Here is a 384-nt window from a genome sequence, read left to right as displayed (position 1 = left end):
GGACCCTGCGGGCGATGCCCAGGTAGTCCGGGTCTTCGCGCAGCAGGCCCCAGCGGCGGAACTGGGTCATGAACCACATGCCATCCGAGAGCCAGGGCCGGTTGACTTCGCCGTCGGCGTAGAAACGCAGCGGATGCGGGTCCTGCCAGGCGTTGCCGAGGCCATCCTGGTAGCGGCCGAAGAAGCGCGGCTGGATCGCGCCGAGCGGAGCGTCGACATAGTCGCGGCCGCTGATCAGTTGCGCGGTGCCCAGGCGGTTCTCGGCGTTCTGTTCGATGAAGCGGCTGGCGTCGAGGACCGCCATGACCAGCGCGCGGGCGGTGTTCGGGTAGGCGTCGACGAAGGCGCGGGTAGTGCCGAGGACCTTTTCCGGGTGGTCCGGCC

The 384-nt window shown here is 69.3% G+C and carries 1 protein-coding gene; it reads right to left on the bottom strand.

Annotated features, from left to right (window positions below):
- Positions 1-384: ABC transporter substrate-binding protein (locus tag FMN63_RS00005; protein WP_148581911.1), on the bottom strand; the 384-nt coding region annotated here is incomplete at both ends.

It is taken from the genome of Stappia sp. BW2, assembly GCF_008107695.1.
Classification (GTDB): domain Bacteria; phylum Pseudomonadota; class Alphaproteobacteria; order Rhizobiales; family Stappiaceae; genus Roseibium.
Note: the sequence above shows the minus strand (reverse complement) of the source record. Positions and strands in the feature narration are given on the sequence as shown.